Here is a 20,237-nt window from a genome sequence, read left to right as displayed (position 1 = left end):
AACCCGGGTCAGCGGGCGGGGCGGGTCAGGGTGAGGACGGCGAGCACCGACAGGGCGGCCGCCGCGGCGAGCACCCCGGCCATCGGCAGCGCGCTGCCCTCGCCGCCCAGCCCGACCAGCGGCGCGGCCAGCGCGCCCACCACGGACTGGACGCCGCCCATCAGCGCGGCGGCGGTGCCGGCGTGGTGGGCGTGCCGGTCCAGGCCGAGCGCGGTGCTGTTGGGCGTCACCATGCCCAGTGAGCCGACGAAGGCGAACAGCGCCACCGCCACCAGCAGCACGCTGCCGAGCAGGGCGCCGGCCAGCACCCCGGCGGCGGCCACCGCGCCCGCCGCCAGCGCGCCGATCAGCAGGGGTCGGGGGCCGGAGCGGTCCAGCAGCCGGGCGTTGGCCTGGCCCAGGCCGACCAGGGCGAGCGCGTTCAGGCCGAAGATCAGGCTGAAGGCCGTCCCGGAGACACCGAAGACGTCCTGAAACACAAAGGACGACCCCGAGATGTACGCGAACAGCCCGGCGAAGGCGAGCGCCTGGGTCAGGGCGTACCCGAGGTAGACCCGGTCGGCGAAGAGCGACCGCATGGCGCGCAGCGTGCCGGCCGCTCCGGCGGTGGTGCGCCGGTGCGCCGGCAGCGTCTCCGGCAGCCACCGGGCGACCGCCACGGCGAGCAGCGCGCCGATCACCGCGAGCGTGACGAAGACCGTACGCCAGGAGCCGAACCGCAGCACCAGGCTGCCCACGCCGGGCGCAGCCACCGGCGCCACCCCGAAGACCAGGGTGAGCCGGGAGAAGTACTTCGCGGCGGCCCGGCCCGCGAACAGGTCGCGGACCACCGCCCGCGCCACCACCACGCCCATCCCGCCGGCGAAGCCCTGGCCGAGTCGCGCCGCGGCCAGGGCGGTGGCGTCCGGCACGGCCGCGCAGGCCAGGGAGAGCAGCGCGTACGCGATCATGCCGGCCAGCACAGGGCCGCGCCGCCCCCACCGGTCGCTGAGCGGGCCGGTGACCAGCTGTCCCAGGGCGAGCCCGACCAGGCAGGTGGTCAGCGAGAGCTGGATCTGTGCCTGATCGGTGCCCAGGTCGCGGGTCATCGCGGGAAAGGCCGGCAGGTACATGTCCAGGGAGAGCGGGCCGACGGCGGTGAGCGCGCCGAGCAGCACCAGCAGGCCGACGCCCCCGGCGCGCCGGTTCCGCGGCGCCGGTGCGGCGGCGGGACGCGTGGTCGGCGGTGCGGCGTAGGTCACGATGGGTCTCCCGGGTCGGTGCGAGTCCGGGTAACTTTAGCTCTGTACTCAGAACTATTGCGATGTGAGGTGGGTGACGGTGGTGGCGGCCAACGACCCGACCGCCCGGCTCGGGGCGGTGGTGGGGGAGCTGCACCGGCTGCTGCGCCGCACCGCCGCCGGGCGGGCCAACCGGGTCGCGCTGCCGGAGGCCCAGGTCGAGCTGCTGCTGCTGGTCCGGGGCGAGCCCGGGATCAGCGGCCGGGAGGCCGCTCGGCGGCTGGGCATCGCGCCCAACACGATCAGCACCCTGGTCCGGGACCTGGCCGACGCCGGGCTGCTGGACCGGGAACGCGATCCGGCCGACCGGCGGGTGGTCCGGCTGCGGCCGACCCCCGCCGCGCTGACCCGGATGGCCGACCACGAGGGCCACCGCCGCGCGCTGCTCGCCGACGCGCTGGCCACCCTCGACCCGGCCGACCGCACGGCGGCCCTCGACGCCGTGCCGGCCCTCGCCGCCCTGCTGGCCGCCCTGCGCTCCCGCCCCTGACACCCCTCCGCTTCGCGGGCCCTGCACCCGGGCACCGGCCAGCCAGCCGCCGGCCAGCACGCGCCGGCGGCCGGTCAGCCGGTCCCGTCGAGTTCGGCGAAGCCGCGGCGGGCGGCGATCAGGCCGGGCCGGGCGCCGAACGGGGACTCGGCCGCCACCCGCTCCGGCGGGGCGGCGGCGGTGTGCGCCGCCCGGATCAGCCAGGCCTGGTCGACCAACTGGCGGTGCTGGGCCCGGACGAACTCCGCGTCGACCGGGTCGCCGTGCCCCGGCACGACGACCGTCGCCGGGGTGGTCAGCCGGAGCAGGTCGGCCACCGCGTCCGGCCACTGCAGGGGGTACGAGTCCTCGAACGCCGGTGGCCCGCTCTGCTCCACCAGATCCCCGGCGACCAGCACGTCGGCGTCCGGCACGTGCACCACCAGGTCGGCATCGGTGTGCCCGTGACCGGGGTGGCGCAGCACCACCCGCCGCCCACCGACGTCGAGCACCGTCTCGGTGTGCACCGCGTGCGTCGGGGCCAGCAGCTCGGTGCCGGCCAGCTCGGCGGCCAGCTCCGGCTGCTCGGCGCGCACCTCCTCGTACGCCTGCCGGCGCAGCCGCTCCGGGTCGCGCATCGCCGCCGCGGCCAGCTCGTGCGCGTACACCGGGCGGGGTGGGTCCGCGGCCAGCGTGGCGTTGCCGAAGCAGTGGTCGAAGTGGTGGTGGGTGTTCACCACGGTCCACGGGGCGTCCGTGACGGCGCGGGCGGCGGCGGCCAGCGCGGCCGCCTGCCCCGCCGTGGAGAGGGTGTCCACCAGCAGGGCCGCGCCGTCCCCGACGACCAGCGTGACGTTCACGTCGAGCAGCGGCTCGCGCAGCACGTGCACCCCGCGGGCCACCTCGACGAACCGGTGGCCGCTCACCGGGCCTGCTTCGTTCGCGACTGCGGGGCTCGCAACCCCGGCTCACTCCGCACGCTCGCGCTCGCCCCGACCCGGGCCAGGAACCGCTCCCGGTCGACCAGCACCCGCTCGACCCGGCCCCGGGCCACGGTCTCGTCCCCGTCGGTGACCGCCACCTCGAAGGCCAGCCGCCGGCCGTCCACCACCGCCAACCGGGCCTGCGCCACCACCGTCCGGCCGACCGGCGTCGCGGCCAGGTGGTCCAGCTCGACCCGGGTCCCGACGGTGGTCCGCCCCGCTGGCATCCGGGCCGCCGTGGCGGCCACCGTCGCCGCCTCGGCCAGGGCGACCACCCGGGGCGTGCCCAGCACCGGCACGTCGCCGGAACCCACCGCCTCCGCGGTGTCGGCGTCGGTGACGGTCAACTCGACCCGGGCCGCCAGCCCGGCCGGGAAGGGCTGCTCCGGCTGTTCCTGCATGGCCCCAGCCTAGGGGGTGCCGGAGCGCGCGGGACACGCCGCGGGCATCCCGACACGACACCCCGTCCGGGCCCGGCGAGGCGGGTGGCGTCCGGTCCTGCGGCACCCGCCGTTAACCTGGATCGCGATGGCCGTCGTGACTGATCCCCAGCCCCCCGTCCCTTCCGGTAGCCCCGACCGGGCCGACGGCGGCCGCCGCCGCGTCGTCGCCATGGCGGTCTGGGGCGTCGCCTTCGTCGTGTGTTGGCTGGCCATCGGCCTGCCCACCGACCCGGCATACGCCTTCGTCTGGATCTGGGCGGCCACCATCGCGTGGAACTCCTCCCGGCCCTGGCGCAGCCACCTGGCGTTCGCCCGGGACTGGGTGCCGGTGGTGCTGCTGTTGATCGTCTACAACCTTTCCCGGGGCTTCGCCGACAACGGCCGGATCCCGCACGCGATGGAGCTGATCGTCGCCGACCGGTTCCTGGTGGGCTGGGCGACCGGCGGGGAGGTGCCCACCGTCTGGCTCCAGCAGCACCTCTACGAGCCCCAGGTGCAGTGGTACGACGTGCTGGTCAGCTGGGTCTACTTCTCGCACTTCGTGGTGGCGCTGGCCGCCGCCGGGGTGCTCTGGGTACGCAACCGCAGGCGCTGGGGCGCGTACATGCGCCGCTGGGGCTTCCTCTGCGCCAGCGGCCTGGTCACCTACTTCCTCTACCCGGCCGCGCCGCCGTGGTGGGCGGCCCAGAACGGCCTGCTCACCGAGGTCGCCCGGATCTCCACCCGGGGGTGGAAGGCGTTCGGCATGCACGGCGCCGGCAACCTGCTCAACGCCGGCCAGATCGCCTCCAACCCGGTCGCCGCGATGCCCTCGCTGCACACCGCCTGGGCGCTGTTCGTGGTGGTCTTCTTCCTGCCGTCCGTCCGGCGGCGGTGGTGGCCGCTGCTGCTGGCGTACCCGCTGGCGATGACGTTCACCCTGGTCTACGCCGGTGAGCACTACATCATCGACGTGCTGGTCGGCTGGGCGTACGTGGGCATGGCGTTCCTGGCCGTCGGGCTGGCCGAGCGGGGCTGGGCCGCCTGGCGCTCCCGCCGGCACCCGGCGGAGCCGACCCCGGTCCGGGCCGCCCCGGCACCCGACCCCGGCGATCCGGCCCCGGCCGGCGCCGGTGGGGTCGGGGCCGAGCCACCGGCGACCGGCGCCGTTCCGGCCGGTGCCGGTGAGCCCACGGCCGGTCCCGCCGGCTCGCCCGGGGCGTCCGTTGCGGGCGCGCCGGACGAGGTGCCGGCACCCGCCGCTCGCTGATCCCGCCGTCCCGCGTCGCCGTGGGCGGTTGCGGCGGCGCCGCCGACGAGGGGGTGCCGCCTCACCGGCGAGCGGCGTGCGCCCGCTCGGTCAGCTCGGCCGCCAGGGCCCACGCCTCGGCCAGGTCCCGGTGCGGCGCCGCCGCGCCCGCCCCGCCCGCCGTGTCCGCGTGCACCGTGGCGAGCCGCAGCAACCGCTGCACCGGCCCGCGCACCACCCGCACGCTCTGGATCCGGGCGTACGGCACCAGCGCCAGCTGGCGGGTGAGCAGGCCCGAGCGGACCACGAGGACCCGCTCGGTCAGCCCGGCGCCGAGCGCCTGCCGGCTCAGCGGCCGCAGCCACCGCGCCCGCCGCGGCGGCGGCGTCGTGGGCAGGTCCGCCAGCTGTACGCCGGGCAGCACCTCCGCCACGATCCGCTCGCCGGTGCCGGCGTCGCCGACCGGCAGCAACCGGTCCGGCCGGTTCCGGTCGTCCGGCTCGGCGGCGGAGTAGCCGGCCACCTCCAGTCGCAGCCGCAGCCAGCCCTTCGGCCGCCACAGCAGCGGCCAGGTGACCCCGACGGTCTGCACCCGGTTCAGCGGCACGGTCTGCGCCCGGGTCTCCAGCAACCCGTTGTGTACCCGTAGCCGGCCGTCGTCGCTGGCGAGCCGGAAGTTCCAGTCGTCCAGCACCCGCCGGATCGGTTGCAGCAGCACACCGGCCATCGCGGTCAGCGTGCTGGCCACCGCGACGAACGACCAGGAACCCTCCGAGAGGAACTGCGACACCACGAAGAGCACGCCGAACGGCAGCAGAAACGCCTGCGGGGTGAGCAACTGACTGACCAGCAGATCCTGGTTGCGTACCTCGTGCAGCCGGCGGCCGGGCGGCGCGACCCGGCCCGGGTAGGTGGCCGCCGCCGGTGCGCCCGGTGCCGGCGGTACGCCGGGTGCCGCCGGCGCCCCGGGCGGCGTCGCGACCGGCACCCGCCCGGCCAGGTCCAGCAGCCGTTGCCGCAGGGCGTGCGCCTCCGCCACACTCAGGTACGCCAGCGGCGCCTCGGTCTTGCCACCGCCCACCACCTCCAGGCGCAGCTCCGCCAGGCCGGTGAGCTGGGCGAGCAGCGGCCGGACCACCTCGACGGCCTGCAACCGCTCCAGCGGGATGGCCCGGGTACGCCGCCAGAGCAGCCCCTCGTGCACCCGCAGTTCCCGCCCGACCAGGTGGTAGCCGGTGTTGTACCAGCTGACCACGGCGAGCACGGTGGCGCCGAGGGCGAGCAGCGCCACCATCGCCGCGAACCAGCCGAAGCCCACCCGGGACAGCGTCGACCAGGAGAGCCCGGCGATCACCACCACCAGCGACTTCGCCCCGTGCAGGGCCGGGCTGAGCGGGTGCAGCCGCCGCCGCGGCTCCTCGCCCACCGGCCGGCCCGCCGCCGGCCCGGGCCACGGCGCGGCCCCGTACGGTCCGACCGGCCCGGACGGCACCGGATACCCGGGCGGCCACGGCGGACCGGCAGGCGGCGAGGGTTGCGGGGCGGGCGGCGGCCACGGCGGACCGGACGGTGCCGGCGGCGGCTGGGCCGGCCCCGCCTGCGGGTGGCTCGGCGTGGCCGTCGGGGACGCAGGGTGCTGCCCGGCGTCCGGAGCGTCACCCGTCGCCGGGTGCCGGTCGCCGGGGCGCCCCTCCGGTCCGGCCGGCCGGTCGCTCACCGCGCTCTCCTCGATCGCGGCGCCCCGTCCGGCCCCCACCACCCGGCGGCCCCCGGCCCGACCACCGAAGATCGTGCTCGATCCGCGGAACAGGGGCCTCCGCGGGCGGGCGATGCCACCACTTCCGGGAAGTAGCCGATCCGCGCCGGTGCTGGCGGGGCCGTGGTCGGCGACCGGCGGCCGGTGTGGGTCGGGCGTGGTGGGGCTGCGGTGGTCACAGGCCCTCCGCGCGGTTTTCGCCCAGCGCGGTGAGCCGGTCGCGCAGCCGGGACGCCTCGGCGGGGCGCAGCCCGGGTACCCGGGCGTCGCTCGCCGCGGCGGCGGTGTGCAGTTGGACGGTGGCCAGGTCGAAGGCCCGTTCCAGCGGACCGGCGCTGACGTCGACGAACTGCATCCGGGCGTACGGCACGATGGACAGCCGCCGAACCAGCAGCCCGTGCCGGACCAGCAGGTCGTTCTCCCGCTCGGCGTACCCCCAGGCGCGGACCGCGCGGACGATGGTGACCGCCCGCCAGCAGCCGCCCAGCACGACCGCGGCCAGGGCGAGGGCGAGCAGCGTGAGCCCGCTGACCGCCCAGGCCACCGAGAGGCCGAGCAGCAGGATGCCGAGGAGCACCGCCAGCCGGATCAGCTCCACCCAGATCTGGTCGCGGGAGATGGGCTGCCACCGGACGGTGTCCGGCCAGGGTTCCAGGGGGCTGGCCGGGGCCGGCCCGGCGGGGTGGTCACCGTTCACCGGGGCGTCCGTTGCGCTCACTCACCCTTCGAGGGTAGGCGATCCGGGCGCCGGCACGACCTCCCGCAGGAACCCGCGCGCGTCCAGGAAGCCGCCGAGCGACTCGCGGTGCGCGGCGCAGGCCAACCAGGTCTTGCGCCGGTCGGGTTCGTGCAGGCGGGGATTGCGCCAGCGCAGCGCCCACTCCGCCGGGGCGCGGCAGCCCCGCGCCGAGCAGATCGGCGCTTCGTCGACGGGGGAGTGAGTGGTCATCCGGGCGAGTCTAGGCGGCCGGGACCGGAGGCTTTAGCGCCGGGCGGCCACGGGGGGAGCCGCCCGGCGACGGGGTGAATCGTACACGCGCCGGGCCCCTTCGTGTCCACCCGTGCCTGGTGATTCCGCGCGGACCGGGGCGGCAGGTCTCGGCGACTGGACATGGTGGCGAAAATCGGGTTCTCCGCTCCTCGGCTGTCAGCCGGGCATGACAGTCTTGGTACGCACCACGCCCGACGACGATCATGCTGTGGAGGACCGGTGGCCCAGCCGACCACGCCCGATTCCCCGACACCGACCGGCGGCACCCAGGTCTCGCCCGTGCCGGTGACCACCCCGGCCGAGGACGCCACGTTGCTGGAGCGGGCGCTGTTCGAGATCAAACGGGTCATCGTCGGGCAGGACCGGATGGTCGAGCGGATGTTCGTCGCGCTGCTGGCCCGGGGGCACTGCCTGCTGGAGGGGGTGCCGGGCGTCGCCAAGACCCTCGCCGTGGAGACCATGGCCAAGGTGGTCGGCGGCTCCTTCGCCCGGATGCAGTTCACCCCGGACCTGGTCCCCGCCGACATCATGGGCACCCGGATCTACCGCCAGTCCAGCGAGAAGTTCGACGTCGAGTTGGGGCCGGTCTTCGTCAACTTCCTGCTCGCCGACGAGATCAACCGGGCGCCGGCCAAGGTGCAGTCGGCGCTGCTGGAGGTGATGAGCGAGCGGCAGGTCTCCATCGGCGGCGAGTCGCACCGGGTGCCGAACCCGTTCCTGGTGATGGCCACCCAGAACCCGATCGAGCAGGAGGGCGTCTATCCGTTGCCCGAGGCGCAGCGGGACCGGTTCCTGATGAAGATCGTGGTCGGCTATCCGACCGACGCCGAGGAGCGGGAGATCGTCTACCGGATGGGCGTCGCCCCGCCGGAACCGGCGCCGGTCTTCACCACCTCCGACCTGATCGCGCTGCAGCACAAGGCCGACCAGGTCTTCGTGCACAACGCGCTGGTCGACTACGCGGTCCGGCTGGTGCTGGCCACCCGCACCCCGGCGGAGCACGGCATGCCGGACGTCGCCCGGTTCATCCAGTACGGTGCCAGCCCGCGCGCCTCGCTCGGCCTGGTACGGGCCTCCCGCGCCCTGGCCCTGCTGCGCGGCCGGGACTACGCCCTGCCCCAGGACGTGCAGGACATCGCCCCGGACATCCTGCGGCACCGGCTGGTGCTCAGTTACGACGCGCTCGCCGACGACGTGCCGGCCGACCACGTGGTGCACCGGGTGATGTCGACGATCCCGCTGCCCTCGGTCGCGCCCCGGCAGCAGGCCACCGCACCGCCGGCCGCGCCCCCCGGCGCCGGCTGGCCCGGGCAGCGGCCGTGACCCGACCCGAGCTCTCGCCGGCCCTGGCCGCCGGTGGGCGTACCGAGGCGGTGCTGTCCCGGTTGCAGCTGATGGTGACCCGCAAGCTCGACGGCCTGCTCCAGGGCGACTACGCCGGGCTGCTGCCGGGGCCGGGCAGCGAGGCGGGCGAGTCCCGGGAATACCGCCCCGGTGACGACGTGCGCCGGATGGACTGGCCGGTGACGGCGCGGACCACCACGCCGCACGTCCGGCGGACGGTGGCCGACCGGGAACTGGAGACCTGGCTGGCGGTGGACCTGTCGGCCAGCCTCGACTTCGGCACCGGGCAGTGGCTCAAGCGGGACGTGGTGATCGCCGCGGCCGCCGCGCTGGCCCACCTGACCGTGCGCGGCGGCAACCGGATCGGGGCGGTGGTCGGCACCGGGGCCCCGGCTGGCGACCGGGCCGGCGAAGCGGCCGGCCGGGTGCTGCGGCTGCCCGCCCGCAACGGCCGCAAGGAGGCGCAGGGCTTGCTGCGGGCCATCGCCGGGGTGCCGAGCCAACCCGGCCGCGGCGACCTCGGCGCGCTGGTGGACCTGCTCAACCGGCCGCCCCGGCGGCGCGGCGTCGCGGTGGTCATCTCGGACTTCCTGGCACCGCCCGAGCAGTGGGCCCGGCCGGTCCGTAAGCTCCGGGTCCGGCACGACGTGCTGGCGATCGAGGTGGTCGACCCGCGCGAGTTGGAGCTGCCCGACGTGGGGGTGCTGCCGGTGGTCGACCCGGAGACCGGGGAACTGCACGAGGTGCAGACCGCCGACCCGCGGCTGCGCCGGCGCTACGCCGAGGCGGCGGCCGCCCATCGCGCCGCGATCGACGCCGCGCTGCGCACCGCCGGCGCCGCCCACCTGCGGCTGCGCACCGATCGAGACTGGCTGCTGGACATGGTGCGTTTCGTGGCCGCGCAGCGGCACGCCCGCACCCGAGGGACGACACGATGATCCGTTTTCTGCAACCGTGGTGGCTGCTGGCCGTGCTGCCGGTGCTCGCCCTGGCCGCCGCGTACGTCTGGCGGCAGCGCCGGCGCAAGGCGTACGCGATGCGGTTCACCAACGTGGACCTGCTGCGGACCCTGGCCCCGCGGGGGTTGGGCTGGCGGCGGCACGCCGCCGCGACCGCCTTCCTGCTCTGTCTGCTGGCGCTGGCCACCGCGATGGCCCGGCCGGCGATGGACACGAAGGAGCCGCTGGAGCGGGCCACCGTGATGCTCGCCATCGACGTGTCGCTGTCGATGCAGGCCGACGACGTGGCGCCGAACCGGTTGGAGGCCGCCCAGGAGGCGGCCAAGCAGTTCGTGGCGGAGCTGCCGCCCAGCTACAACGTGGGGCTGGTCTCGTTCGCCAAGGCGGCGAACGTGCTGGTCTCGCCGACCAAGGACCGGGCGGCGGTGACCGCCGGGATCGACGGGCTGGTGCTGGCCGAGTCGACGGCGACCGGTGAGGCGGTCTTCACCTGCCTGGAGGCGATCCGGTCGGTGCCGGCTGACGGGGCGGCCGGCATCCCGCCGGCCCGGATCGTGCTGCTCTCCGACGGCTACCGCACCTCCGGGCGTTCGGTGGAGGAGGCGGCGGCCGCCGCGCAGGCGGCGAACGTGCCGGTCTCCACCATCGCGTTCGGCACCGACTCCGGGCAGGTGGACATCGGCGGCCAGTTGCAGCGGGTGCCGGTGGACCGGATGGCGCTGGCCGAGCTGGCCGAGACCACCGAGGGGTACTTCTACGAGGCGGCGTCGATCAGCGAGCTGAAGCAGGTCTACCAGGACATGGGCAGCTCGATCGGGTTCCGGACGGAGCCGCGCGAGGTGACCCAGTGGTACGCGGGTGTGGCGTTGCTGCTCGCCCTCTGCGCGGGGGCGATGAGCCTGCTCTGGACCTCCCGCCTCCTCTGAACTCCGGCCCGGGGCGTACGCCCCGGGCTCCGGTGGGAGGCGGGCGGGTCAGTGGGTGGAGCCGGTGAGGACGAAGAGGACGGCCACCCAGACGGCGGCGAGGGTGAAGCCCAGCGGGGCGACGTAGCGGCTCATGGACAGCTCCGGGTGGCGACTGGGCGGTCCGGACGGGACCGCCGGTGGATCAGGACGCGCACACGAAGTCGTGACCGGGCGGCTCCACCACCGCGCCGAGGGGCGACCCCGGCCGACCGGCCGGGGCAGAGGTGGGGAGCGGGTCTGGGTCAGCTCGCCTGACTGAGTCGCGGCTCAGCGGGGCTGACGGTCGGCCCGGCCACGACTGGGAGGATCGCTATCTCGCACAGCGATCACCTCCAGCGGTCGGCGGGGCCCGGAAGCGCGGGCCACGCAGCGGCCCGCAACGTCGATCATCGTACACCCGGCGGGCCGGGCGGGCGCATCTGGGCGAGCCCCGCGGCCGACCGTCGCCCGGCGGCTCCGACCCGGCCGACGCCGGGCCGTCGGCCGGCCAGCAACCCGGCCAGGACCAGCGCGAACAGCGGCAGCCGGCAGAGCCGGGCGGTCAGCCGGCCCGGTGACGCGGGCGGGGTGTGCAGGCCCGTCCGGCCAGCACGGCCTCGGCGACCAGCACCGGGACGTATCCGGTGCCGGGGAACTGGAACGGTGCGACGCGGGCGACGAAGCCGGGGATCGTGGAGAACTTCGAGTCCCGGGTGTGGCGCTGGTATCTGAAGAACTCGGTCAGCGGTGGGACCGTCGACAAGTACTTCGACTACGGCAACGACGCCCCCAACCCCTACCCCTTCTGACCTGTCCCGACCGGGGGCCGCGCCGACTCGGCGCGGCCCCCGGTCGTTCCCCTGCCCGGATGGCGTCTGGTTAGCGGTTACCTGTCGGTAACGCCTAGGCTCGCCACCGAAAGATCAGCTGAGCTTCAGGGGGAACCGTGGCCCGTACCGTGCTGGTGACCGGCGGAAACCGGGGGATCGGCCTGGCCATCGCGCGGGCCTTCGCCAAGCAGGGTGACCGGGTGGCGGTGACCCACCGCAGCGGCGCGGCCCCGGAGGGGTTGTTCGGCGTCACCTGCGACGTGACCGACGGCGCGTCGGTCGACGCCGCGTTCGCCGCGGTCGAGGCGGAGCTGGGCCCGGTGGAGGTGCTGGTCGCCAACGCCGGCATCACCGACGACACGCTGCTGCTGCGGATGTCCGAGGAGCAGTTCACCCGGGTGCTGGACACCAACCTGACCGGCGCGTACCGCTGTGCCAAGCGGGCCTCGGGGAAGATGCTGCGGGCCCGGTGGGGTCGCATGATCTTCATCTCCTCGGTGGTCGGGCTCGCCGGCGGCGCCGGTCAGGTCAACTACGCGGCCAGCAAGGCCGGCCTGGTCGGGGTGGCCCGCTCGATCACCCGGGAGTTGGGCACCCGCAACATCACCGCGAACGTGGTCGCGCCCGGCTTCATCGAGACCGACATGACCGCCGTGTTGCCCGACGAGCGCAAGGCGGAGATCCTCAAGTCGATCCCGGCGGGCCGGATGGCCAGCCCGGACGAGGTCGCCGCGGTGGTCACCTGGCTGGCCGGCGACAGCGCCGGCTACGTCTCCGGCGCGGTCATCCCGGTCGACGGCGGCTTGGGCATGGGGCACTGAGAAAGCAACGGAGGAAACACCGATATGTCCGGATTGCTGGCCGGTAAGCGGCTGCTGGTCACCGGCGTCATCACCGACGCCTCCATCGCCTTCTCGGTGGCGAAGCTCGCCCAGGAGAACGGCGCCCAGGTGGTGCTGACCGGGTACGGCCGGCTCTCCCTGGTGGAGCGGATCGCCAAGCGGCTGCCCGAGCCCGCCCCGGTGATCGAGCTGGACGTGACCAACCCCGAGCACCTCGCCGGGCTCGCCGACAAGGTCCGCGAGCACGCCGACGGCCTCGACGGGGTGGTCCACTCGATCGGCTTCGCCCCGCAGAGCTGCCTCGGCGGCGGCTTCCTCGACGCCCCGTGGGAGGACGTGGCGACCGCCTTGCAGGTCTCCACGTACTCGTACAAGTCGCTGGCGATGGCGGCGTTGCCGCTGATGTCCGCCGGCGGCGCCGTGGTCGGGCTCACCTTCGACGCCACCAAGGCGTGGCCGGTGTACGACTGGATGGGCGTGGCCAAGGCCGGGCTGGAGTCCGCCTCCCGTTACCTCGCCCTGCACCTGGGCAAGCAGGGCATCCGCAGCAACCTGGTGGCCGCCGGGCCGCTGCGCACCATCGCCGCCAAGTCCATCCCCGGCTTCGATCAGTTCGAGGACGCCTGGACCGAGCGCGCCCCGCTGGGCTGGAGCCTGACCGACCAGGAGCCGGCCGCCCGGGCCTGCCTGGCGCTGCTGTCGGACTGGTTCCCGGCCACCACCGGCGAGATCGTCCACGTCGACGGCGGCTACCACGCCATCGGCGCCTGAGGCGCAAGGACGAACGGGCCGGGGGCGCCCCGGCGCAGCATGCGCCGCCGACCTGTTCGCGGGGCCCCTTCCTAACGCATTCTGCATAGGAAGGGGCCCCTGTTATTACACCTGCGGTTCGGCCGTTACCGCGCTGACCAGGGGGCGTCGCGGCGGCGTCACGGCGGGCGGGGGAGAATGGAACCATGGCGTACGACGCGTTGGTGCTGGTCTCTTTCGGCGGCCCGGAGCGGCCCGAGGACGTGCTGCCCTTCCTGCAGAACGTGACCCGGGGCCGAGGGGTGCCGCCCGCGCGACTGGCCGAGGTCGCCGAGCACTATCTGCACTTCGGCGGGGTGTCTCCGATCAACCAGCAGTGCCGGGACCTGCTCGCCGCGATCCGCGACGACTTCGCCGCCCACGGGCTGGACCTGCCGGTCTACTGGGGCAACCGGAACTGGGACCCGATGCTCGCCGACACCGTGGCGCACCTGCGCGACGACGGGATCAAGCGGGCATTGGCGTTCGTGACCAGCGCGTACGGCGGCTACTCGTCCTGCCGGCAGTACCAGGAGGACATCGCCGCGGCCCGCGCGGCGGTCGGCCCGGACGCCCCGGTGATCGAGAAGCTGCGCCAGTTCTGGGACCATCCCGGCTTCGTCGAGCCGCACGCCGACGCGGTGCGGTCGGCCCTGGCCCAGCTCGACCCGGCCCGCCGGGAGAGCACCCGACTGGTCTTCACCGCGCACTCCGTGCCCACCTCGGCGGCGGCCACCGCCGGGCCGGCCGGCGGCCGGTACACCGCGCAGCTGGCCGAGACCGCCCGGCTGGTGCACGCCGCCGCCGCGCCCGACCTCCCGTACGACCTGGTGTGGCAGAGCCGGTCCGGCCCGCCGCAGGTGCCGTGGCTCGAGCCGGACATCAACGACCACCTGGCCACGCTGCCCGAGCAGGGGGTGACGGCGGTGGTGGTCAGCCCGATCGGGTTCGTCTCCGACCACCTGGAGGTGGTGTGGGACCTGGACACCGAGGCCCTGGAGACGGCCAAGCAGCTCGGGCTGGACTTCGCCCGGGCCGGCACGCCCGGCACCGACCCGCGGTTCGTGGCCATGGTCCGGGAACTCGTCGAAGAACGCACCACCCCGGGCGGAGAGCGGCTGCGCCGCCGGCTCGGCGAGTTGCCCTTGTGGGACACCTGCCCCACCCCGTGCTGCGTGCCGGCGGCCCGCCGGCCCTGAACCGACCGATCCTCGACACCCCTGGGGCGACACATGCATGACCGCAAGCCGGTGCAGAGCTGGCTCACCGACATGGACGGCGTGCTGGTGCACGAGGGCCAGCCGGTGCCGGGCGCGCCCGAGTTCATCAAGAAGCTGCGTGCCTCGGGCAAGCCGTTCCTGGTGCTGACCAACAACTCCATCTACACCCCGCGTGACCTCCAGGCCCGGCTGGCCCGGATGGGACTGGACGTGCCGGAGGAGGCGATCTGGTCCTCCGCGCTGGCCACCGCGCAGTTCCTGGCCGACCAGCGGCCGGGCGGTACGGCGTACGTGATCGGCGAGGCCGGGCTGACCACCGCGCTGCACGCCGTGGGGTACGTGCTCAGCGACTTCGCCCCGGACTACGTGGTGCTGGGGGAGACCCGCACCTACAGCTTCGAGGCGATAACCAAGGCGATCCGACTGATCGACGACGGGGCCCGGTTCATCTGCACCAACCCGGACGCGACCGGCCCGTCGGTGGAGGGTGCCCTGCCCGCGGCCGGCTCGGTCGCCGCGATGATCTCCAAGGCGACCGGGGTGGAGCCGTACTTCGTGGGCAAGCCCAATCCGATGATGATGCGCTCGGCGTTGAACACCATCGACGCGCACTCGGAGAGCACCGCGATGATCGGCGACCGGATGGACACCGACATCCTCTGCGGCCTGGAGGCCGGCCTGGAGACCATCCTGGTGCTCACCGGGATCAGCTCCCGGGCCGAGGCCGAGCGTTACCCGTACCGGCCGTCGCGGATCGTCGACTCGGTCGCCGACCTGATCGACGAGGTCTGAGGGCGGGCGGCGCTCAGGGGCGCAGCGGGGCGTTGCACGCGGCGACGAGGGCCTGCCGGCAGGCGGTGGTGAGCGGGCGCAGGGCCGCGTCGCGCTGCTGGGCCTCGTAGTTGTTGATCGCCCCGCCGGGCGCGCTGTGCCCGGCCAGGGCGAGCACCCGGTCCAGCACCGCGGCCCGGGCGAAGAGCCGCCGGGACCGGGGGTCGAAGCCGGGCGGCAGGTCGGTGGTGCCGTCCGGGCGGCGCAACGCGGCGAGGGCGCCGGCCAGCTCGGGCCGCCACTGCGCCACGTCGAGGCGGGTCAGCGCGGCGGTGCTCTCGGCCAGCGCCGCGGCCAGTTCGGCCTCCGCCTCGGCGGCGCCGGGGGCGCTCAGGGACGCCTTCGGCGCGTCCGCCGGCAGCGGGTAGCAGCGCCAGAGCACCGTCTCCCAGGTCATCCCGGAGCCGGAGGTGTGCGTGCGGACCTCGGGGATGACGCCGATCCCGCCGGCCACCACGCCCTCCCCGGCGAGCAGGGCAGCTCCGGCGAAGTCACCCGGCCCGGGCAGGCCCCGCGGGTCGCCCGGCGCCGGCAGCACCAGGCGGATCTCGTCGGGGGAGAGCTTGGCCAGCGCGGGCAGCGCCTCCCGCAGCGGCACGTCCGTCCAGGTGCCGGGGGCGTCGGCGACCAGGTGCTCCTCGTCGCCCGCGATCTCGTCGGAGACCTCGTCGAAGGGCACCAGCCCGGCGCGCCACGCGCGCACCCAGGCGACGAACCGGCTCGACCGGCGCGGAGTCAGGGTGGCCGCGCCCGCTGCGGGGAGGGACATGCCGAAAGGGTACGTGCTGACGGCCGTCCCTGTCTCGGCTGCCGCCCGCCCGTCGCCAGCTGCCCCCAACTACGCCGTTCGCCCGCTTTGCCGCCCCCCGCACCCTCCTACCGCACCTGCGGGCCGCCGCGCAGCCGGATGCCCGGGTGGTGGTGCTCGGGATCCGTGGGGCGGCGCGTCGACGGGTGCCCGCCCGGCGGGCGGGTTAGCGTGATCGACATGGCCGGGCGATACAGCGAGGACGTGCTGGCGGGGAACTGGCGGCGGCGCAAGGCGATCCCCGAGGTGGACGCCGAGCCGGAGCTGGTGGTCGAGGACGCCGACTCGGGCTTCTGCGGCGCGGTGGTCGGTTTCGAGTCGGGCGCGGTGGTGCTGGAGGACCGGCACGGCCGGCGGCGCAACTTTCCGATGCTGCCCGCCGCCTTCCTGCTCGACGGCGAGCTGGTGACGCTGCGCCGGCCCGCCCGGTCGCCGGTCCCGGCGGCCCGCCGGCGTACCGCCTCCGGCTCGGTCGCCGTGGACAACGTCCGGGCGCGGGTCGCGCAGGCCAGCCGGATCTGGGTGGAGGGCGTGCACGACGCCGCGCTGGTCGAGCGGATCTGGGGTGACGACCTGCGGGTCGAGGGCGTGGTGGTCGAACCCCTGGACGGCATCGACGCCCTCGACGCCGAGGTACGCGACTTCGCCCCCGGTCCCGGCCGGCGGCTCGGCGTGCTCGTCGACCATCTGGTGCCGGGCTCCAAGGAGAGCCGGATCGTGGCCCGGGTGACGTCCCCGCACGTGCTGGTGACCGGCCACCCGTACGTCGACGTCTGGCAGGCGGTGAAGCCGCGGGCGCTGGGCATCCCGGCGTGGCCGGTGGTGCCCCCGGGGCGGCCGTGGAAGGAGGGGGTCTGCGCGGCCCTCGGGGTGGCCGAGCCGGCGGACATGTGGCGGCACATCCTGTCCCGGGTGGACAGCTTCGCCGACGTGGAGACGCCGCTGATCAACGCCATGGAGCGGTTGATCGACTTCGTCACCGAGCCGTCCTGATCGTGCGCCGCTCGCCGCTGCCGAGCGCGGGCCGCGACCGACCACGCGTTCCACGCGCACTGCGGGTGACCCGCCACCTGACCACTCTTCGTGACCGACGCGGGAACCCGGGGATACCCCTGCTGCCGCCTTTGCTCTGCTTCAGCCCGCGCAACACCGGCGCTGATCAGGTGCTACACCCGGGAACCGTCGCAAGGGTCAGCCGGCCGGCCGATCACATCAGGTGACTGTTGCCTCCGCTGAAGCAGAGCAAAGCGTCCAAGTGCGGGGTTGGCCGGGAGGAAGGACGCAACCCTCGGTGAAGGGCCGTGGCGATTCGTGCGCCACCTTTGCCGCGATCGAGCGGCCGGCCTGAGCCGGGCCCCGACGGGCCCGGCGGCCCGGCGGGCCCGGCGGGTGGGGGTCAGGGTTCCTGGTCGGGGCTGCGGGTGAAGACGAAGGTGCCGATGTCCAGGGCGACGGCCTGGCCGGCCTCGTCGCGCAGCACGGCCAGGATCTCGCCGTGCTGGCCGCCGGAGCGGCCCCGCCAGCGGTCCGGTCCCTCGGGGGTGAACCGCAGCGTGGGCAGCCCGACCGGCCCGCCGACCAGGTCGCCGGTGCCGGGGTCGGGCCGGAACTCGTACTCGATGCCCATCCACCACCAGCGGCCGGTGAGCTCGGTCACCTCCGGGCCGGGCGGCGTGGTCGCCGGACGCCAGGCCGGCGGCCGCGCCGGCTCGGCGTCCAGCACCTCGGTGAGCGCCTGCCGGGCCAGCCCGGAGATGTGGTGGCCGTTGCGCATCCCGTACGAGTTGGCGAAGCTGATCGCCGCGGTGCGGGTGGGCCGGTGCACGACCAGCCCGGCCACGTAGCCGGGCATCGAGCCGCCGTGGCCGACGTACACCCGGTCGCCGACCCGGTAGAGCTCGATGCCGAGCCCGTGCCCGCCGCGCCAGGAGTCCAGGTCGTTGATCGCCACCGGCACGCACATCTCGGTCAGCGTCCCGGGCGCGAGCACCGCCGGGTCGGGGTCGGCGAGGAACGCCGCCCAGCGGGCCAGGTCCGTCGCCGTGGACCAGAGCTGACCGGCCGGCGCCATCGCCCCGGCGTCCGTGCGGGGCTCCTCGCGCAGCGTGTCGTGGAAGGGGTGTACGACGTAGCCACGGGCGAACGGCTCGGTGGCCTGGTACGTGGTCCGCCGCAGCCCCAGCGGTTCGAGCAGGCGCTCGCGCAGCAGGGCGAACCACGGCGTCCCGGTCACCGCCTCCAGCACCCCGCCGAGCAGCCCGTACGCCAGGTTGGAGTAGTGGTACCCCCGGTGCGGCGGAAAGGCGATCTTGCCCGGGGTGAGCCCGGCGACCAGCGTGGCCAGGTCGGCGCCCTCGTGCCGTTCCCACCAGGGCCCGTCCGGCTCGCGTTGCAGGCCGCCGGCGTGGCCGAGAAGCTGCCGCAGGGTCAGCGCGCCGACCGGGGTGCCGGGCAGGTGCCGCTCCAGCGGGTCGTCCAGGGCCAGCCGGCCGGCGTCGCGCTGCTGCATCACCAGCACCGCGGTCATCGTCTTGCTGATCGAGCCGAGGCGGTACTGCAGGTCGGCGTCCGGCCGGGGGTGCTCGCCGGCGGTCGACACGTGGACCGGCGTGCCGTCCCGGACCACTCCTACGACCAGGGACGGGGCGCGCCCCTCGGCCTGCGTGCGAGCGACGAGGTCGTCGATCCGGCGGGCGGTTGCGGGCAGCAGTGACACAGCGGCATCTCCTCGGCGGCGGCGGTGCCCCGAGCCTACCGATCATGACAGTTCGATGACACGTGCCTTGACGTGTCACGATCAGGGGGTGGACGCGGTGTGGTGGATCGTTCTGGGTGCGGTGCTGGCGGTCGCCGAGATCTTCACGACGACCCTGTTCCTGATCATGTTCGCGGTCGGTGCGCTGGCTGCGGCCGGTGCCGCCGCGCTCGGCGCGCCGGTCGGGGTGCAGGCGATCGTTTTCGCGGTGGTGTCCGCGTTGACGGTGCTCGGGGTCCGACCGGTCCTGCGCCGGCACCAGCTGTCGGCGGTGGAGAGCGGCGATCAGGCGTTCGGCGTGGAGGCGATCGAGGGCAGCACGGCGCTGGTGCTGGAACGGGTCGACACCGACCACGGCCTCGTCAAGATCGACGGTGAGTTGTGGCAGGCCCGCGCGTACGACGCGACCCAGGTGTTCGCGCCGGGCGAGCGGGCGCAGGTGGTCCAGGTGCGAGGCGCCACCGCCCTGGTGTGGCGGGACGATATTTCTCCTTCCGGGGAGCTACCCGAAGCGAAAAGGTGAGTAGATGGAACTCGTTCTCCCGGTCCTGCTGATAGCCGTGGCCCTGGTCGCGGTCGTCACCCTGGCCAAGGCGGTACGCATCGTGCCGCAGCAGCGCCAGGACGTGGTGGAGCGGCTGGGCAAATACAAGAAGACGTTGAACCCGGGCCTGAACATCCTGGTCCCGTTCATCGACGCGGTGCGGACCAAGGTCGACATGCGGGAGCAGGTGGTCAGCTTCCCGCCGCAGCCGGTGATCACCTCGGACAACCTGGTCGTCTCGATCGACACGGTTCTCTACTACAAGGTGGTCGACGCGGTCCGGGCCACCTACGAGATCGCCAACTTCATCCAGGCGATCGAGCAGCTCACCGTCACCACGCTGCGTAACGTGATCGGTTCGCTCGACCTGGAGCGGGCGCTGACCAGCCGGGAGGAGATCAACCGGCACCTCTCCGGCGTGCTCGACGAGACCACCGGCCGGTGGGGCATCAAGGTCACCCGGGTGGAGATCAAGGCGATCGAGCCGCCGGCGAGCATCCGTGACTCGATGGAGAAGCAGATGCGTGCCGAGCGGGACCGCCGGGCGGCGATCCTGACCGCCGAGGGGCACAAGCAGTCGCAGATCCTCACCGCCGAGGGCGAGAAGCAGTCCGCGGTGCTGCGCGCCGACGGTGACCGGCAGGCCCGGATCCTGCAGGCGGAGGGGCAGGCGAAGGCGATCCGTACCGTCTTCGACGCGATCCACACCGCCAACCCGAGCCAGAAGGTGCTGGCCTACCAGTACCTCCAGGCGCTGCCGCAGATCGCCAACGGCACCGCCAACAAGGTCTGGATCGTGCCGGCGGAGCTGACCAAGGCCCTGGAGGGCATGGGTGGCGCGCTGGGCGGGTTGAGCCGGATGGTCGGCGACGAGCCGGCGCCGGAGGCGAAGCACAGCGCCGGCGAGGTGGAGCGGGAGGCCGCGGAGGCGGCCCGGGCCGCGGCCACCGCCGCGCAGCAGATCCACGACGAGGTACGCGTCGCCGAGGCGCAGGCCACCGGCAGTAAGGGCCCGCAGGGGCTGCCCGCGCCGGAGCCAGTCTCGCCGGCCAGCCTGGTGAACGACCCGGCGGACCAGCGCGAGCGGGGCTGACCCGGTCCGCCCGGTCCCCGGGCGGTAAATGCGAAAACTGCTCATACGGCGCCCCGGAGCCTGCCACCATCGGTCCAAGAGGACGGGTGGTGGCCAGGACCGGGGCGCCGGGTGCGTCCCCCGCC

At 74.6% G+C, this 20,237-nt stretch carries 21 protein-coding genes; 13 read left to right on the top strand and 8 right to left on the bottom strand.

From position 1 onward, the window contains the following. Positions 1–8: 8 nt before the first annotated feature. On the bottom strand, positions 9–1,241 hold the full coding sequence (locus AB0H57_RS23065; RefSeq protein WP_357509628.1) for a multidrug effflux MFS transporter: 1,233 nt from the start codon (positions 1,239–1,241) through the stop codon (positions 9–11). A gap of 64 nt (positions 1,242–1,305) precedes the next feature. Here AB0H57_RS23065 and AB0H57_RS23060 point away from each other — a divergent pair, with 64 nt between their 5' ends. Then, positions 1,306–1,770 carry a MarR family winged helix-turn-helix transcriptional regulator gene (locus AB0H57_RS23060; protein ID WP_357509626.1) on the top strand — a complete coding sequence of 155 codons (465 nt, stop codon included), beginning with the start codon at positions 1,306–1,308 and terminating at the stop codon, positions 1,768–1,770. A gap of 74 nt (positions 1,771–1,844) precedes the next feature. Here the strand turns inward: AB0H57_RS23060 and AB0H57_RS23055 are convergent, their stop codons facing one another. Together AB0H57_RS23055 and AB0H57_RS23050 are read right to left on the bottom strand one after the other, a co-directional pair. Next, on the bottom strand, positions 1,845–2,675 hold the full coding sequence (locus AB0H57_RS23055; protein ID WP_357509624.1) for an MBL fold metallo-hydrolase: 831 nt from the start codon (positions 2,673–2,675) through the stop codon (positions 1,845–1,847). Further along, the gene (locus tag AB0H57_RS23050) at positions 2,672–3,133 is read right to left on the bottom strand and encodes a hotdog domain-containing protein (RefSeq protein WP_357509622.1); all 462 of its coding nucleotides are present in this window, start codon (positions 3,131–3,133) and stop codon (positions 2,672–2,674) included. Before AB0H57_RS23050 ends, AB0H57_RS23055 begins: the two co-directional genes overlap by 4 nt. Positions 3,134–3,260: 127 nt before the next feature. On the opposite strand from AB0H57_RS23050, the gene AB0H57_RS23045 reads away from it, so the two are divergent. Continuing rightward, positions 3,261–4,424: a phosphatase PAP2 family protein gene (locus tag AB0H57_RS23045; RefSeq protein WP_357509621.1), complete on the top strand. Its 1,164-nt coding sequence runs from the start codon at positions 3,261–3,263 to the stop codon at positions 4,422–4,424. 61 nt (positions 4,425–4,485) lie between these two features. Here the strand turns inward: AB0H57_RS23045 and AB0H57_RS23040 are convergent, their stop codons facing one another. The 3 genes from AB0H57_RS23040 to AB0H57_RS23030 form a co-directional block, all read right to left on the bottom strand. Then, positions 4,486–5,895 carry a PH domain-containing protein gene (locus AB0H57_RS23040; protein WP_357509619.1) on the bottom strand — a complete coding sequence of 470 codons (1,410 nt, stop codon included), beginning with the start codon at positions 5,893–5,895 and terminating at the stop codon, positions 4,486–4,488. Between the two features lie 439 nt (positions 5,896–6,334). Continuing rightward, entirely contained in the window at positions 6,335–6,856 is a 522-nt protein-coding gene (locus AB0H57_RS23035; protein WP_357509648.1) for a PH domain-containing protein, read from the bottom strand. A 21-nt stretch (positions 6,857–6,877) separates the two neighbouring features. Further along, entirely contained in the window at positions 6,878–7,108 is a 231-nt protein-coding gene (locus AB0H57_RS23030) for a hypothetical protein (RefSeq protein WP_357509617.1), read from the bottom strand. 261 nt (positions 7,109–7,369) lie between these two features. On the opposite strand from AB0H57_RS23030, the gene AB0H57_RS23025 reads away from it, so the two are divergent. From AB0H57_RS23025 to AB0H57_RS22990, 8 genes are all read left to right on the top strand, one after another. Continuing rightward, positions 7,370–8,473: a MoxR family ATPase gene (locus AB0H57_RS23025; RefSeq protein WP_357509615.1), complete on the top strand. Its 1,104-nt coding sequence runs from the start codon at positions 7,370–7,372 to the stop codon at positions 8,471–8,473. Beyond that, a complete protein-coding gene (locus tag AB0H57_RS23020) occupies positions 8,452–9,432 on the top strand; it encodes a DUF58 domain-containing protein (protein ID WP_357509646.1) in 981 nt (326 codons plus the stop codon). The genes AB0H57_RS23025 and AB0H57_RS23020 overlap by 22 nt, the downstream gene beginning before the upstream one ends. Then, complete coding sequence (locus AB0H57_RS23015) at positions 9,429–10,379, top strand: VWA domain-containing protein (RefSeq protein ID WP_357509613.1); 951 nt, start codon at positions 9,429–9,431, stop codon at positions 10,377–10,379. The genes AB0H57_RS23020 and AB0H57_RS23015 overlap by 4 nt, the downstream gene beginning before the upstream one ends. A 665-nt stretch (positions 10,380–11,044) precedes the next feature. Next, positions 11,045–11,209 carry a hypothetical protein gene (locus AB0H57_RS23010; RefSeq protein WP_357509611.1) on the top strand — a complete coding sequence of 55 codons (165 nt, stop codon included), beginning with the start codon at positions 11,045–11,047 and terminating at the stop codon, positions 11,207–11,209. Between the two features lie 137 nt (positions 11,210–11,346). After that, positions 11,347–12,051 (top strand): 3-oxoacyl-ACP reductase FabG, encoded by a 705-nt coding sequence (gene fabG / locus AB0H57_RS23005; RefSeq protein WP_357509609.1) that lies wholly within the window; start codon positions 11,347–11,349, stop codon positions 12,049–12,051. A 24-nt stretch (positions 12,052–12,075) separates the two neighbouring features. Continuing rightward, the gene (gene fabI, locus AB0H57_RS23000) at positions 12,076–12,843 is read left to right on the top strand and encodes an enoyl-ACP reductase FabI (protein ID WP_357509607.1); all 768 of its coding nucleotides are present in this window, start codon (positions 12,076–12,078) and stop codon (positions 12,841–12,843) included. Between the two features lie 185 nt (positions 12,844–13,028). Continuing rightward, entirely contained in the window at positions 13,029–14,060 is a 1,032-nt protein-coding gene (locus tag AB0H57_RS22995) for a ferrochelatase (protein ID WP_357509605.1), read from the top strand. A 33-nt stretch (positions 14,061–14,093) separates the two neighbouring features. Further along, complete coding sequence (locus AB0H57_RS22990) at positions 14,094–14,873, top strand: HAD-IIA family hydrolase (protein WP_357509603.1); 780 nt, start codon at positions 14,094–14,096, stop codon at positions 14,871–14,873. A 13-nt stretch (positions 14,874–14,886) separates the two neighbouring features. On the opposite strand, the gene AB0H57_RS22985 is transcribed toward AB0H57_RS22990, so the two are convergent. After that, positions 14,887–15,681: a hypothetical protein gene (locus AB0H57_RS22985; RefSeq protein WP_357509601.1), complete on the bottom strand. Its 795-nt coding sequence runs from the start codon at positions 15,679–15,681 to the stop codon at positions 14,887–14,889. A 219-nt stretch (positions 15,682–15,900) separates the two neighbouring features. Here AB0H57_RS22985 and AB0H57_RS22980 point away from each other — a divergent pair, with 219 nt between their 5' ends. Further along, entirely contained in the window at positions 15,901–16,713 is an 813-nt protein-coding gene (locus AB0H57_RS22980) for a DUF3097 domain-containing protein (protein WP_357509599.1), read from the top strand. A 403-nt stretch (positions 16,714–17,116) separates the two neighbouring features. Here AB0H57_RS22980 and AB0H57_RS22975 read toward each other — a convergent pair whose 3' ends face one another. Beyond that, the gene (locus tag AB0H57_RS22975; RefSeq protein ID WP_357509597.1) at positions 17,117–18,436 is read right to left on the bottom strand and encodes a serine hydrolase domain-containing protein; all 1,320 of its coding nucleotides are present in this window, start codon (positions 18,434–18,436) and stop codon (positions 17,117–17,119) included. 88 nt (positions 18,437–18,524) lie between these two features. On the opposite strand from AB0H57_RS22975, the gene AB0H57_RS22970 reads away from it, so the two are divergent. Further along, positions 18,525–18,998, top strand: coding sequence for an NfeD family protein (locus AB0H57_RS22970; RefSeq protein ID WP_357509595.1), 474 nt, complete (start codon positions 18,525–18,527; stop codon positions 18,996–18,998). A 4-nt stretch (positions 18,999–19,002) separates the two neighbouring features. Beyond that, positions 19,003–20,112, top strand: coding sequence for an SPFH domain-containing protein (locus AB0H57_RS22965; protein ID WP_357509593.1), 1,110 nt, complete (start codon positions 19,003–19,005; stop codon positions 20,110–20,112). Positions 20,113–20,237 lie beyond the last annotated feature (125 nt).

It is taken from the genome of Micromonospora sp. NPDC050686 (assembly GCF_040654475.1).
In the GTDB taxonomy this organism is placed as follows: domain Bacteria; phylum Actinomycetota; class Actinomycetes; order Mycobacteriales; family Micromonosporaceae; genus Micromonospora.
Note: the sequence above shows the minus strand (reverse complement) of the source record. Positions and strands in the feature narration are given on the sequence as shown.

Coding starts and splice junctions, on each gene's coding strand:
- AB0H57_RS23050 (WP_357509622.1), bottom strand. CDS start 3,133: ATGCAGGAACAGCCGGAGCAGCCCTTCCCGGCCGGGCTGGCGGCCCGG.
- AB0H57_RS23045 (WP_357509621.1), top strand. CDS start 3,261: ATGGCCGTCGTGACTGATCCCCAGCCCCCCGTCCCTTCCGGTAGCCCC.
- AB0H57_RS23030 (WP_357509617.1), bottom strand. CDS start 7,108: ATGACCACTCACTCCCCCGTCGACGAAGCGCCGATCTGCTCGGCGCGG.
- AB0H57_RS23015 (WP_357509613.1), top strand. CDS start 9,429: ATGATCCGTTTTCTGCAACCGTGGTGGCTGCTGGCCGTGCTGCCGGTG.
- fabI (WP_357509607.1), top strand. CDS start 12,076: ATGTCCGGATTGCTGGCCGGTAAGCGGCTGCTGGTCACCGGCGTCATC.
- AB0H57_RS22995 (WP_357509605.1), top strand. CDS start 13,029: ATGGCGTACGACGCGTTGGTGCTGGTCTCTTTCGGCGGCCCGGAGCGG.
- AB0H57_RS22990 (WP_357509603.1), top strand. CDS start 14,094: ATGCATGACCGCAAGCCGGTGCAGAGCTGGCTCACCGACATGGACGGC.
- AB0H57_RS22985 (WP_357509601.1), bottom strand. CDS start 15,681: ATGTCCCTCCCCGCAGCGGGCGCGGCCACCCTGACTCCGCGCCGGTCG.
- AB0H57_RS22980 (WP_357509599.1), top strand. CDS start 15,901: ATGGCCGGGCGATACAGCGAGGACGTGCTGGCGGGGAACTGGCGGCGG.
- AB0H57_RS22965 (WP_357509593.1), top strand. CDS start 19,003: ATGGAACTCGTTCTCCCGGTCCTGCTGATAGCCGTGGCCCTGGTCGCG.